This window comes from Xanthomonas protegens (assembly GCF_038442435.1).
Taxonomy (GTDB): domain Bacteria; phylum Pseudomonadota; class Gammaproteobacteria; order Xanthomonadales; family Xanthomonadaceae; genus Xanthomonas_A; species Xanthomonas_A sontii.
This window is the reverse complement of record NZ_JAQJCQ010000019.1, coordinates 24,080-36,702: the sequence shown is the minus strand read 5'-3', so window position 1 is coordinate 36,702 and position 12,623 is coordinate 24,080. Positions and strand designations below refer to the sequence as shown.

Below are 12,623 nucleotides of genomic sequence, written 5' to 3'. Positions count from 1 at the left end.
GCAGGATGCGTGCCTGCCCATGCAACCGCATCCCTCGGCAACCCGGCGCGACTGCCACCGTGGCTCGCGTCGCCGCTGAACCCGCTTACAGGCAGTCGCCGCTGCCGGTCGCCGCCGGTGCCTTGATCCGGTACAGGTCGCGCTTGCCGGCCTTCGGCGCGCGGGCGCTGCCGGACAGCAGCAGTTCGCTGGGTTTGGACGCATCCAGCACGGCGCCGGCGGTGTGGCCGTCGCTGCCGTTGAACGACAGCGCCAGCGGTTGCGGATCCGCGTAGCGGCCGCCGGCGCATTGCGCCAGCAGCACCTGGCTGCCCGTGCTGCCATGGCCACGCGCGAACAGCAGCGCACGGCCGTCGCCCAGCCACGCCGCATCGGTCTCGTCGTCGGCGCTGTTGACCCCGGCCAGTGCCTGCGGTGCCGCGAACGCCTGGCCCTCTTGGCGCGCCACGAACAGGTCTAGGCCGCCGGCGCCGCCGTGGCCGTCGCTGGCGAACAGCAGCCGCGTGCCGTCCAGCGACAGGGTCGGCGCACGCTCGTTGCCCGGCGAATTCACCGCCGCGCCAAGGTTCTGCGGCGCGCCGTAGCCGCCGTCGGCCAGCACCGGCGCGCGGTACAGGTCGGTGCCGCCGTGGCCGCCGGGGCGATCCGAGGCGAAGTACAGCCAGCGCCCATCGGCGCTGAAGAACGGGTCGCTGTCCAGGCTCGGCGAGTTCACGGGCGCCGGCAGCGGTTGCGGGTCGCGCCAGCGGCCGTCGCGCAGCACTGCCTGCCACAGGTCGCCGCCGCCCGGCCCGCCGGCGCGGTCGGGACTGGCCCAGACGATGCGCTGGCCGTCGGGCGCGACGCTGGCGCGGGTCTCGTCGGCGGCGGTCGATACCACGCCCATGCCCTCGATGCCGAATTCGGAAAGCGCGAACGCACACGGCGCGCAGAGTAAACTCGCGGCCAGCGCGAGCGGCAGGACAGGGGTCCGCATGTGGGAGTCCATGGAATGTCGCCGCCAGTCTAAAACAACCAACGAGCGCTCCATGCCCAACTCCCGTTTTGCCGTGTTCGGCCATCCCGTCGCCCATTCGCTGTCGCCGCACATCCATGCCGCCTTCGCCAAGCAGACCGGCATCGCCCTGCAGTACGAGGCGATCGACGTCCAGGCCGACGGGTTCGCCGCGGCGCTGGCCGCCTTCGCCGCCGCCGGCGGTGTCGGCGCCAACGTGACCCTGCCGCTGAAGGAAGCCGCGTTCGCCCTCAGCGTGGTGCACAGCGCACGCGCGCAGTCGGCCGGTGCGGTCAACACCCTCAGCGTCCGCGACGGCCAGTGGCATGGCGACAACACCGACGGCGCAGGCCTGGTGCGCGATCTGACCGGCCGCAATGGCCTGGACCTGCGCGGCCGCCGCGCGCTGCTGCTGGGCGCCGGCGGTGCCGCGCGCGGCGTGGCGCCGGCGCTGCTGGAGGCCGGCGTGCAGCAACTGGTGGTGGTCAACCGGGCGCCGGAACGCGCCGACGCGCTGGTCGATGCGCTGGGCGAGCCGGCGCGCGCGATCTCGCGCTACTGGGAGGACCTGCGCGAGCTGGGCGATTTCGAGCTGATCGTCAATGCCACCACCATCGGCCGCGACCCGGCCGCCAGCTTCACCCTGCCGCTGTCGCTGATCAACAGCATGACCCTGGCGGTGGACCTGAACTACGGCGAGGTGGCGATCGCGTTCCTGGCCTGGGCGCGCGCGGCGCACTGCCGCGACACCGTGGACGGCCTGGGCATGCTGGTGGAACAGGCCGCCGAGAGTTTCGAGGCCTGGCACGGCGTGCGCCCGGACACCGACCCGGTGTACGCCGCGCTGCGCGAGCGCGATGCAGTGCTGGTCAGCGCCGACTGAAACACTTCGCCTCCACCATCTATCCGGGAATAAACGCATGGACGAATCATTGATGCTGCAAGTGCTGACGCGACTGCTCACGCAGTTGCCGATTGCGCTGGTCTATGTGGTCGGACTGGCGCTGCTGTTCACGCGCCGTCCTGGCCGTGCGCGCACCTTGGGAATCTGCGGGCTGGCGATCCTGCTGCTGGCCTTGGGCCTGGGGCTGGCGTTGTCGTTCGTGCCGATGTGGTTGATTTCCCAAGGTCATAGTTACTCGTCGATCTCGAGCTTGTTGGGCATCGTCAACGGCGCGGTCGCTTTGATCTTCGCGGTGGGCATGCTGCTGGTGGTGCTGGCGTTGCGCTTCGCCATGCCGCCGCGCGTCGCAAACCCGCACTGATGGCGTCGCGGCGACCCGCGTCCAGGGAGATCGTGCTGCGAGCACTGCAGGTACGCCCGGGCCGCGCCCATGGCGTGGTCCTGGCCGGTACCGATCGACCCGTTCGCTGCCCATCAAGAGGAGGTCCTGCGTGGACCCTGTCGCCGTGAACTATCTCTTGCTCACCGCGCTGTTCCAGTTGCCGATCCTGGCGATGTCTGCGGTCGGGCTGGGGTTGCTGGCCACGCGCGGCCCTGGCCGGCCGCGTACCCTCGGCTTGTGGGGGTTGGGAGTGCTGGTGCTGGCCGTGGTACTGACGACGGGCATGTCGTTGTTGCCGGCGTGGCTGATGTCGCGCGCGGCGAGCGCGAGCGAATCCAACCTGTGGATGGTCATGTCGGAGGCGATCGTCGCCCTGCTGACGGCAGTGAGCGCGCTGTTGCTGGTGCTGGCGTTGTGGTTCGCCCTGCCGGCGCGGCGCGCGCCGCTGCACTGAGGAACAAAGACGTGCGTCGTCCAGGGAGGCGAGGATGTTGGCGATGAGCGTGCACCCGGTGTTGGACATGAGCGTGCTGACCGGCGCGCTCGGCCTGCTGGCGCGGCTGTTGCTGCCGCTGATCGCGTTGCTGCTGCTCCCGCGGCTGGCGCCGGGCCGCGCACGCACGCTGGCGCGGCTCGGGCTGACGGTGTTGCTGATGGGCGCGATCCTGCCGCGCCTGTTGAACGCGGTGCTCGGCTGGGTGGCGCTGATGACGCCCCAGTTCCGCGGCACCCATCCGGACGCCTATGCGTTGGTGCATCTGCTGGACGATGCGCTGTACGTGGTCGGGCTGGGCCTGCTGCTGCGCGCGCTGTGGCTGGCGCTGCCGCGCAAGGCCGCGCCACCGCTGCCGTAACGCGGCACGCAGCGCCGTTCAGTTCCCGCGTTTCAGTCCTTGCGACGGGACGTGAGAAAATGCCAGGATGACCGATTCCGCTTCGCCGTCGACGCCGCCCGCGTCCGGCCCGTCCCCGCGTCAGCTCACCGAAGCGGTCAAGCTGGCCATCCGCGACGCCTACGCCAAGCTGCAGGCCAACACGCCGGGCTTCCGCGTGCGCCGCGCGCAGAGCCAGATGATCGGCGTGGTCTCGCGCGCGCTCGGCACCTCCGGCGGCGTGGGCGTGGCCGAGGCGCCCACCGGCGTCGGCAAGAGCCTGGGCTATCTGACCGCCGGCGTGCCGATCGCGCTGGCCAGCAAGAAGAAACTGGTGATCAGCACCGGCACGGTGGCGCTGCAGTCGCAGCTGGTCGAGCGCGACATCCCGGCCTTCCTCAAGGCCACCGGGCTGGAGGCCACGGTGGCGCTGGCCAAAGGCCGCACCCGTTACCTGTGCACGCGCAACGTCGCCGAGCTGCATGGCGAGGCCGCGCAGGACAGCATGTTCGAGGACGAGGCGCCGCTGTACGACCGTCCGCTGAGCCCGGCCGAGGCCGAACAGGCGCGGGCGCTGGCCAAGGCCTACGCCGACAGGACCTGGAACGGCGACCTGGATGCGGCGCCGGAACCGGTGCCGCCGTCGCTGCGCGCACGCATCACCACCAATGCCGCTGGCTGCGCCGGGCGCCGCTGTTCGTTCGCGGTGCAGTGCCCGGTGCTGAAGGCGCGCAGCGAGGTGCGCGATGCGCAGATCGTGGTCACCAACCACGCCCTGTTGCTGTCGGCGCTGTCGCTGGGCGACAGCGACAACGGCCAGCCGCTGATCGCGCCACCGTCGGACATGCTGCTGGTGCTCGACGAGGGCCACCACATCGCCGGCGTCGCCATCGACCAGGGTGCGGCGAACTTGCCGCTGGACGAGATGGCGCGGCGCACCGGCCGCCTGCAGGCGCTGGTCGGCGCCGCCTACCGGCTCGCCGACAAGGACCGCATCGGCAACCAGTTGCCCAACGAGGCGGTCGAACTGGCCGCGCAGGTGGCCAAGGGCCTGAAGGCGTTCCGCGCCGAGATCGAACGGGCGTGGGTGCCGGAGCCGGGCCAGGACGAACCGATGTGGCGCGCGCCCAACGGCCGCCTGCCCGAGGACTGGAAACCGCTGATCGACGCGCAGGCGCAGGACACCGGAGCGCTGCTGAACTGGGTGCAGGCCGCGCACCAGATGGCGGCCAAGTCCAAGCAGGAGGATGCGGCCAAGGAACGCCTGCAGCGCAACCTGGGCATGGCCCTGGAGATGGTCGAGCAGCAGTACGCGCTGTGGCTGGGCTGGCGCCGCGAGGACCAGGACGGGCAGCCGCCGATGGCGCGCTGGATCACCGCCTCGCGCGATGCCGACCTGATCTGCCATTGCTCGCCGGTGTCGGCCGCGCAGGTGCTGCGCTCGCTGCTGTGGAGCGAAGTGGATGCGGCCGTGCTGACCTCGGCCACGCTCACCGGCGGCGGCGACTTCCAGGCGCTGGCGATCGACAACGGCCTGCCCGCGCATGCCGAGATGGTGTCGCTGTCCTCGCCGTTCGACCTGCCGAACCAGGCCGAGCTGATCGTGCCGGCATTCCCGGTGGCGCCGGACGACCGCGAGGGCCATCCGCGCGAAGTGGCGCGCTACCTGGTGCGCGAACTGGACTGGGGCAAGGGCTCGATCGTGCTGTTCACCTCGCGCTGGAAGATGCTCAAGGTGGCCGACCTGCTGCCGATCGCGCAGCGCAACCGCGTGCTGGTGCAGGGCGACGGTTCCAAGTCGCAGATGATCGGCGAGCACATGCGCCGCATCGCCGCTGGCGAAGGCTCGGTGCTGTTCGGCCTCAATTCCTTCGGCGAGGGCCTGGACCTGCCCGGTGAGGCCTGCACCACCGTGGTCATCACCCAGGTGCCGTTCGCGGTGCCGACCGATCCGCAGACCGCCACCCTCGGCGAATGGTTCGAAAGCCGCGGCCTCAACGCTTTCAACCTGATCGCGGTGCCGCACGCGCTGCGCACCCTGACCCAGTTCGCCGGCCGCCTGATCCGCACCTCCGACGACCACGGCCGCGTGATCATTCTCGATTCGCGGCTGCTGACCAAGCGCTACGGCAAGCGCATCATCGATGCGTTGCCGCCGTTCAAGCGGGTGATCGGCTAGCGGACGTGACGCCCGTTGGGTTGTCGATGTGACGCCGTTTGCCGAGCTGGCATCGCATTGGGGGAAACGGCGTGCGTTCGCCGCCGCGGCGCGGACAGGGCGCGCGTGCTGGTCTAGTATCGCGGGCGACAGGGGGAATCATCATGCGAATCGCCAGACAGTGGGCGTTCGGAGCGGCGTTGTGCGTGCTGACCGGCATCGCTGCGGCGCAGCCGGTGGGCGCACCGACAGAAGACGCAGCAGCGGCAGCGCCGGCCAATCCGGCCTATCGCACGCAACTGCTGCAGTTGATCAGCGACGACGCGCAGGCCCGCGCCGATCTCAAGCGCGACTACTCGCCGCAGCGGCTGCAGCACGACACCGTCTCGTTGCGCGCGTATGCACGCGAGGTGCGAACGGCGCAGAAGGAAAGCCAGGAGCGCCTGACCGATCTGATCCGGCGCCAGGGCTTTCCCGATGCGCAGGCGGTCGGCGCCGACACGGCGCACGCGGTGTTCCTGATCGCCCAGCGCATCACCGAGTCGGGGTTCCGCGCCGACTTCCAGCGCGGCATCGATGCGGCCGTGCAGCGCGAGGCCTACAGTCGCGCCGATCAGACGCTGTTCGCCGATCGTAGCCGCGCGCTGAGCGCGAAGCGCTAGCGTCCGCCATCGCGGCGAAGCCGGGGAGGGCGGGCTGCCGCACTGGTCCCTCTCGCTCACGACGCGCTTGCCCAGGAATGGCGCCTTCGTAGGTGCCGCGGCGCCGATCGTGTGCCGAAGCGTCGGGCGCACCCCAAGGCATGCGGCATGCGCGGTCGGCAACGTCCCTTGCCGCGGCGTTGCGGTGTGGCATCGCAATCGGTGGACGCACTGCGCCTGTAGAAGCTGCCACCCTGCCTCTTCGCTTTTTGGGTGCACCTCTTCCGATGTGCGCGCGTTCGGCTGCTGCCCGCGCATTCCACAACACGCACCACTCCTGCCGATAACCAGGCGCGTCTACATTTTGCGGCCGATCTGCGCCGATCCGACCGTCGATTGACGCTGCGCAGGCACGCCAGCTGCAACGCATTGCGCGCTCCAGCAATGTTCGCGGTCACAGTGCATGCGCCCGATTGGTGGCGTCGATGGCATCGATTGCAAGGAACGAATGTTCTGCGCGCCCTACTCCCGCCATGCTGCAGCTCCCTTCACACGAGCCGACGCCATGCGCCCTGGATCTGTCTTGTTGCTAGTCCTGTTGTCGCCTTCCCTGATCCTGTCGGCCAGCGCCGCGCAGTCCACGCTCACCCGCGACAATGGTGCGCCGGTGGGCGACAACCAGAACTCGCAGACCGCCGGCCCCAACGGTCCGACGCTGCTGCAGGACGTGCAACTGATCCAGAAGCTGCAGCGCTTCGACCGCGAGCGCATTCCCGAGCGCGTGGTGCATGCGCGCGGCACCGGCGTCCACGGCGAGTTCACCGCCACCGCTGACATCTCCGACTTGAGCAAGGCCAAGGTGTTCGCGCCGGGCACCACCACGCCGGTGTTCGTGCGCTTCTCCTCGGTGGTACACGGCAACCATTCGCCGGAGACGCTGCGCGATCCGCACGGCTTCGCCACCAAGTTCTACACCAGCGAAGGCAACTGGGACCTGGTCGGCAACAACTTTCCGACCTTCTTCATCCGCGATGCGATCAAGTTCCCGGACATGGTGCATGCGTTCAAGCCGGACCCGCGCACCAACCTCGATGACGATGCGCGCCGCTTCGACTTCTTCTCGCACGTGCCCGAGGCGACCCGCACCCTGACCCTGCTGTACTCCAACGAAGGCACGCCGGCCGGCTACCGCTTCATGGACGGCAACGGCGTGCATGCCTACAAGCTGGTCAACGCGCAGGGCCAGGTGCACTACGTGAAGTTCCACTGGAAGAGCCTGCAGGGCCTCAAGAACCTGGATCCGCAGCAGGTGGTGGCGGTGCAGGGCAAGGACTACAGCCATCTGACCAACGACCTGGTCGGCGCGATCAAACGCGGCGACTATCCGAAGTGGGATCTGTACATCCAGGTGCTCGCGCCTGAGGACCTGGCCAAGTTCGACTTCGATCCGCTGGATGCCACCAAGATCTGGCCGGGCGTGCCCGAGCGCAAGATCGGGCAGATGGTGCTGAACAAGAACGTGGACAACTTCTTCCAGGAGACCGAACAGGTGGCGATGGCGCCGGCCAATCTGGTGCCGGGCATCGAGCCGTCGGAAGACCGCCTGCTGCAGGGGCGCATCTTCTCCTACGCCGACACGCAGTTGTACCGCGTCGGCACCAATGGCCTGAGCCTGCCGGTGAACCGGCCACGCGTGGCGGTGAACAACGGCAACCAGGACGGCGCGATGAATGCTGGCAGCACCAGTAGCGGCGTGAACTACGAGCCGAGCCGGCTCAGCCCGCGGCCGCAGGATCCGAACGCGCGCTACAGCCAGTTGCCGCTGTCCGGCACCACCCAGCAGGCCAGGATCACCCGTGAGCAGAACTTCAAGCAGGCCGGCGAACTGTTCCGCAGCTACAGCAAGAAGGAACAGCAGGACCTGATCCAGAGCTTCGGCGAATCGCTGGCAGGCACCGACGACGAGAGCAAGCACCTGATGCTCTCGTTCCTGTACAAGGCCGACCCGGCCTACGGCAGCGGCGTGACGCGGGTGGCCAAGGGCGACCTGGCGCGGGTCAAGCAACTGGCCGCGCAGCTGCAGGATTGATCCGTCCCACGCGCGGCCCGGCGGCGGTATCGCCGCGCCGCGCATCTTCCTTGCGGAGACCATCCATGCGTCGTGTTGTTCTCTTTCTGCTCGGCCTGGCCGTGAGCGCCACGGCCGCCGCCGCGTCGCCCGCGCCGGCGGCGCCCGATCCGGCCGCGGTGCAGGCGCAATTGCGCAGCTACTTCTTCGATGCCGCGCGGCAGGGCCGCCAGGACATGTTGGCCGAGTTCATCCGCGCCCATTACGACCTCGATACGCGCGACGACAAGGGCTACACCGCGTTGATCCTGGCCGCCTACCACGGCCAGCAGGCGGCGGTGGAGCAGTTGCTGCGCGCCGGGGCCGACCCCTGCGCGCAGGACAAGCGCGGCAACACCGCGCTGATGGGCGCGATCTTCAAGGGCGAGCTGAGCATCGCCAAGCGGCTGATGCAGGCCGATTGCGCGCCGGACCAGCGCAACAACGCCGGACAGACCGCGGCGATGTACGCGGCCCTGTTCCAGCGCACCGAAGTGCTGAAGGACCTCGCCGCCAAGGGTGCCGACCTGCAGGCCAGGGATGCGCAAGGCAACGACGTGGCCAAGCTGCAGCGCGGCGAGTTCGCGACCGCACCGGCGCGCTGAGCGGCCCCGGCCCGCCTCCGGAGCGGGTGCCGGGCCCGGCGATCGCACGGCGCGTGGATCGCAGGCCCCGGATCGGCGAAAATGCCCGGGTGGCCGGTTCCTCCGGCCCGCCGCGGCCCGTGCCGCCGCTGTTCCCGCTTCGGCGGGCGGCGGCGCCGCAGGGCCGCGTGCTGCCCTGTCGGCATCGTGCCGGCGCTCTGCCGCGGCTCGCCGTCGCCCATCCCGGATCTGTCTTGAACGCCACTGCCCCCGTTTCTCCCGACGACCTGCCCCAGGCCGAGCGCCTGCGCATCGCCCTGGACCTGCTCGAGACCATCGCCGCCGACCGGCGCGTGCTCGATACCCTGCCCGAAGCCGAGCGGGTGCGCCTGCTGCAGGTGGTCGCCCAGGTCTTCAACCCCGAGCCCAAGGCGCGGCGCAAGCTGCTCAAGGAACAGGCGCGCGAGCGCCACCAGGAGAAGGTGCGCAAGGCCGAGGAGCTGCTGGCGCAGACCGGCATCCGCGCGCTGCGGCGCAAGCCGGTGTTCAGCACGCCCAACTATTTCCCGCCGCACACCCCGGAAGCGCTGACCCATGCGCAGGCCGTGGCCGAGGCGCCGGCGGCGCATTCGCCCGAGTTGCGCCACTGCTACGTGTGCAAGCAGAAGTACACCGAGCTGCACCACTTCTACGACCAGATGTGCCCGCCCTGCGCCGAGCTGAACTACTTCAAGCGCACAGAGACCGCGGACCTGCGCGGGCGCGTGGCGCTGCTCACCGGCGGCCGGGTCAAGATCGGCTACCAGGCCGGGCTCAAGCTGCTGCGCGCCGGTGCCGAGCTGATCGTGACCACGCGCTTCCCGCGCGACTCGGCGGCGCGTTACGCGGAGGAGCCGGATTTCGCCGAGTGGGGCCACCGCCTGCAGGTGTACGGGTTGGACCTGCGCCACACGCCCAGCGTCGAGGCGTTCTGCAGCGAGCTGCTGGCGACCCGCACGCGCCTGGATTTCATCGTCAACAACGCCTGCCAGACCGTGCGCCGGCCGCCGCAGTTCTACGCGCACATGCTGGCCGGCGAGACCGCCGCGCTGCACGACCTGCCCGAGCACGTGCGCCGGCTGGTGGGCCAGTACGAAGGCCTGCGCGGCCCCGATCTGCTGCCGGCCGGGGGCAACACGCAGATGGCCGGGGTGGGCCACGGGCGCGCCGGTGCCGACGGCCTGCTGCGCGCCGCGGAACTGTCGCAGGTGCCGCTGCTGGCCGACGACCTGCTCGCCCAGCAGCACCTGTTCCCGGAAGGGCGCCTGGACCAGGACCTGCAGCAGGTGGACCTGCGCGGGCGCAACTCCTGGCGCCTGCTGCTGGACGAAGTGTCCTCGGTGGAACTGCTGGAGACGCAACTGGTCAACGCGGTCGCGCCGTTCGTGCTCAACGCGCGGCTCAAGCCGCTGATGCTGCGCACGCCCGAGCGCGACAAGCACATCGTCAACGTGTCGGCGATGGAAGGGCAGTTCTACCGCAACTTCAAGACCACCCGCCATCCGCACACCAACATGGCCAAGGCCGCGTTGAACATGATGACCCGCACCTCGGCGGCGGATTACCAGAACGACGGCATCCACATGAACAGCGTGGATACCGGCTGGGTCACCGACGAGGATCCGGCCGAGATCGCCGCGCGCAAGGTGGAGGAGGAGCGCTTCCATCCGCCGCTGGACATCGTCGACGGCGCCGCGCGCATCGTCGATCCGATCATCCACGGCTTCAACACCGGCGAGCACGTGTGGGGCCAGTTCCTCAAGGACTACGCGCCGACGGATTGGTGAGAGGCGGCGCGTGGGGGCGGGCTGCGCCAGCGCGCCCGCGTCCCTGTTCCGACGATCGCCGCGGCCATGCCGGCGGCGTTGTCGTGCTTTCGGATGTCAGTCGCCGGCGGCCGCACGCCGCATGGTGCCGCTGTAGCCCCAGGCGAATTGATGCCACTGATCGGTCGGGGGAACGTCGAGATTGTTCACCGTGCGCTGCCAGTAGACGATCATCTCGTCGTTGGATGTCCGCGCAAGCGTGAACGACGACGACTCGACCCAGACGCCATCCTCATCGCGACCCGAGGTGGTGCTGTAAATGAGCGCATGCGGGCCGGAATTGCGCATGCGGAACTGCCCCGGCTTCATTTCCTGCCACGTTCCCCTGACCAGTTGTAGACGCGCACGTGCCAGCGCGAAACCACGAAGCGAAAACGCATGGGGAAGCCCGTGCTATCCACGTAGTGCGGCGCGTCGAAGCCGTCGAGCACGCCTTCCCAGCTGCCTTGAAAGTCGAAGCTGGCATCGCTCGGGTGGGCCAGGACGGGGCGTGGCCGATACGAGTAGAGCGGCGCGGTGATGGTGGCGCAGGCGCTCGTCAGCAGACACAACGCAAGCGCAACGGCCCAGGGTCTACATGCTTTCATGGCACATGGCATCCGATGCGATCGGCCGGCAGCCGGTTCGACATGGTTGGTTCGTAAAAGGCGCATCCGGAGCGGAAAGATCGGACGATGCGCTCGAGGCTTGCCCAACGCCGCTCAACGGGATGGATCGGAGGCGGCCGTCGCTTCGCCTTGGTCGCGTTCGCGGCCCCAGAACTCCACCAGGATGGTCATCATCGTCCACACGATCAGCGTCGGCTGTACCTTGTCTGGCAGCAGTGCCTGGCCCTTGAGCATCACGTCGATCACCTTCGGCAGCGCCAGCACCATCAGCAGCGTGTAGATCGCGTACGCCACCCGGTGCCGGCTGCTGGAAATGAACAGGATCGAGGTGACCAGGCTGGCGAGGACGCCCAGGACCACGCCGAACTGCCAGGTGTTGAGGCGTTCGGTACCGGTGAGCACCAGGCCCAGGACGGCGCCGAAGAACATGTTCAGGCCGTTGAGATTGGCCTGGTACTCGTCCTTGGTCATGCGGCCGAGGCCGACCTTGCCGAAAACGTTCCATCCCTTGCGCATGCTCGCTCCCCTTCGCATTGCCGCATCCTGGCGTCGCCACGCCTTCCGCTGGCCGCACGCCTCCCCGCCTCCACTGTAGCGAAGATCGCGCGCGTTCGTCGCCTGCCCGCCGCGCGTGGCACGCCGCGTGGCGCCTGCGCCACGGCGCGGGAACCGCCTGCGCTAGCCCAGGGTCTGCAACTCGCCGCGCGGGCCGGTCGGTGTCAGATACAGGTGGCCGAGGCTGATCGGCAGGCGGAAGCGGCGCGGCCCGGCGCTGCCGGGATTGAGGTAGAGCACGCCTTCGCGGGTCTCCAGCAAGGGCTTGTGCGAGTGGCCGCTGATCACCACGTCCACGCCGTCGGCGACGCGCGCCAGGGTCTTCAGGTCGTGGCGCACGTGCAGGCGGACGCCGTCGATGTCCAGGTCCAGGGTCTCGGGCAGTGCCTGTGCCCACGGCGCGGTATCGATGTTGCCGCGGATCGCGTGCAGCGGCGCCAGTTCCCGCAGTGCGTCGAGCACGTGCGGTTTGCCGATGTCGCCGGCATGCACGATCGCGGCGCAGCCGCGCAAGGCCGCCAGCGCCTCGGGGCGCAGCAGACCATGGGTGTCGGCGATCACGCCGAGATGCAGCGGTCGAACGGGACGCATCGGTGGCACTTCCTGGTGCTTGATAGCGTGCAGGCTACCTGCTCGGGCGTGGTTGCGTCGTTGCGAGCTGCGCGTGCTCGCCTGGTTCTTGAGGCGCTGGCGCCAGCGAGCCAGGCGCGGATGTAGAGATCGTACCGACATCGGCATCGACATCGGCGCTTGGCGCATCACCGGCGCGTATCGGGATGCACCCGATGTTGCATCAGCGGCAGTTCCGGCCTGGGCGTCGCACCGCTGTGCATTAACCCGCACGTAGCGACGTGCAGCGTCACGGCGGCATGCGCACGCGACGTGTTGTACCGTTGCCACGCGCGCCGCCCATGCTGTCCCACGACAGCGCAAGGCGGTGCCGTTTCTTCTCC

At 69.3% G+C, this 12,623-nt stretch carries 14 protein-coding genes; 9 read left to right on the top strand and 5 right to left on the bottom strand.

Translation table 11 applies throughout. The features are described from left to right. Positions 1 to 85: 85 nt before the first annotated feature. The gene (locus tag PIQ37_RS18360; protein ID WP_342074560.1) at positions 86 to 976 is read right to left on the bottom strand and encodes a TolB family protein; all 891 of its coding nucleotides are present in this window, start codon (positions 974 to 976) and stop codon (positions 86 to 88) included. A 52-nt stretch (positions 977 to 1,028) separates the two neighbouring features. Here PIQ37_RS18360 and aroE point away from each other — a divergent pair, with 52 nt between their 5' ends. The 9 genes from aroE (at position 1,029) to PIQ37_RS18315 (ending at position 10,468) form a co-directional block, all read left to right on the top strand. Further along, complete coding sequence (gene aroE / locus PIQ37_RS18355; protein ID WP_342074559.1) at positions 1,029 to 1,877, top strand: shikimate dehydrogenase; 849 nt, start codon at positions 1,029 to 1,031, stop codon at positions 1,875 to 1,877. 37 nt (positions 1,878 to 1,914) lie between these two features. Then, a complete protein-coding gene (locus PIQ37_RS18350) occupies positions 1,915 to 2,259 on the top strand; it encodes a hypothetical protein (protein ID WP_342074558.1) in 345 nt (114 codons plus the stop codon). Positions 2,260 to 2,389: 130 nt separating this feature from the next. After that, on the top strand, positions 2,390 to 2,734 hold the full coding sequence (locus PIQ37_RS18345) for a hypothetical protein (protein WP_342074557.1): 345 nt from the start codon (positions 2,390 to 2,392) through the stop codon (positions 2,732 to 2,734). Between the two features lie 43 nt (positions 2,735 to 2,777). After that, positions 2,778 to 3,134 (top strand): hypothetical protein, encoded by a 357-nt coding sequence (locus tag PIQ37_RS18340; protein ID WP_342074556.1) that lies wholly within the window; start codon positions 2,778 to 2,780, stop codon positions 3,132 to 3,134. Between the two features lie 67 nt (positions 3,135 to 3,201). After that, positions 3,202 to 5,331, top strand: coding sequence for an ATP-dependent DNA helicase DinG (gene dinG / locus PIQ37_RS18335; protein WP_342074555.1), 2,130 nt, complete (start codon positions 3,202 to 3,204; stop codon positions 5,329 to 5,331). Positions 5,332 to 5,474: 143 nt separating this feature from the next. After that, complete coding sequence (locus tag PIQ37_RS18330; protein WP_342074554.1) at positions 5,475 to 5,972, top strand: hypothetical protein; 498 nt, start codon at positions 5,475 to 5,477, stop codon at positions 5,970 to 5,972. Positions 5,973 to 6,516: 544 nt separating this feature from the next. Continuing rightward, on the top strand, positions 6,517 to 8,040 hold the full coding sequence (gene katB / locus PIQ37_RS18325) for a catalase KatB (protein WP_342074553.1): 1,524 nt from the start codon (positions 6,517 to 6,519) through the stop codon (positions 8,038 to 8,040). Between the two features lie 65 nt (positions 8,041 to 8,105). After that, the gene (locus PIQ37_RS18320; protein WP_342074552.1) at positions 8,106 to 8,663 is read left to right on the top strand and encodes an ankyrin repeat domain-containing protein; all 558 of its coding nucleotides are present in this window, start codon (positions 8,106 to 8,108) and stop codon (positions 8,661 to 8,663) included. A 233-nt stretch (positions 8,664 to 8,896) separates the two neighbouring features. Then, positions 8,897 to 10,468, top strand: coding sequence for an SDR family oxidoreductase (locus tag PIQ37_RS18315; protein ID WP_342074551.1), 1,572 nt, complete (start codon positions 8,897 to 8,899; stop codon positions 10,466 to 10,468). A 96-nt stretch (positions 10,469 to 10,564) separates the two neighbouring features. Here PIQ37_RS18315 and PIQ37_RS18310 read toward each other — a convergent pair whose 3' ends face one another. The 4 genes from PIQ37_RS18310 to PIQ37_RS18295 form a co-directional block, all read right to left on the bottom strand. Further along, positions 10,565 to 10,816: a hypothetical protein gene (locus tag PIQ37_RS18310; RefSeq protein ID WP_342074550.1), complete on the bottom strand. Its 252-nt coding sequence runs from the start codon at positions 10,814 to 10,816 to the stop codon at positions 10,565 to 10,567. Then, a complete protein-coding gene (locus PIQ37_RS18305; RefSeq protein ID WP_342074549.1) occupies positions 10,813 to 11,094 on the bottom strand; it encodes a hypothetical protein in 282 nt (93 codons plus the stop codon). The genes PIQ37_RS18310 and PIQ37_RS18305 overlap by 4 nt, the downstream gene beginning before the upstream one ends. Before the next feature lie 114 nt (positions 11,095 to 11,208). After that, the gene (locus PIQ37_RS18300) at positions 11,209 to 11,631 is read right to left on the bottom strand and encodes a hypothetical protein (RefSeq protein ID WP_342074548.1); all 423 of its coding nucleotides are present in this window, start codon (positions 11,629 to 11,631) and stop codon (positions 11,209 to 11,211) included. A 162-nt stretch (positions 11,632 to 11,793) separates the two neighbouring features. Further along, positions 11,794 to 12,261 (bottom strand): metallophosphoesterase family protein, encoded by a 468-nt coding sequence (locus tag PIQ37_RS18295; protein ID WP_342074547.1) that lies wholly within the window; start codon positions 12,259 to 12,261, stop codon positions 11,794 to 11,796. Positions 12,262 to 12,623: the final 362 nt, after the last annotated feature.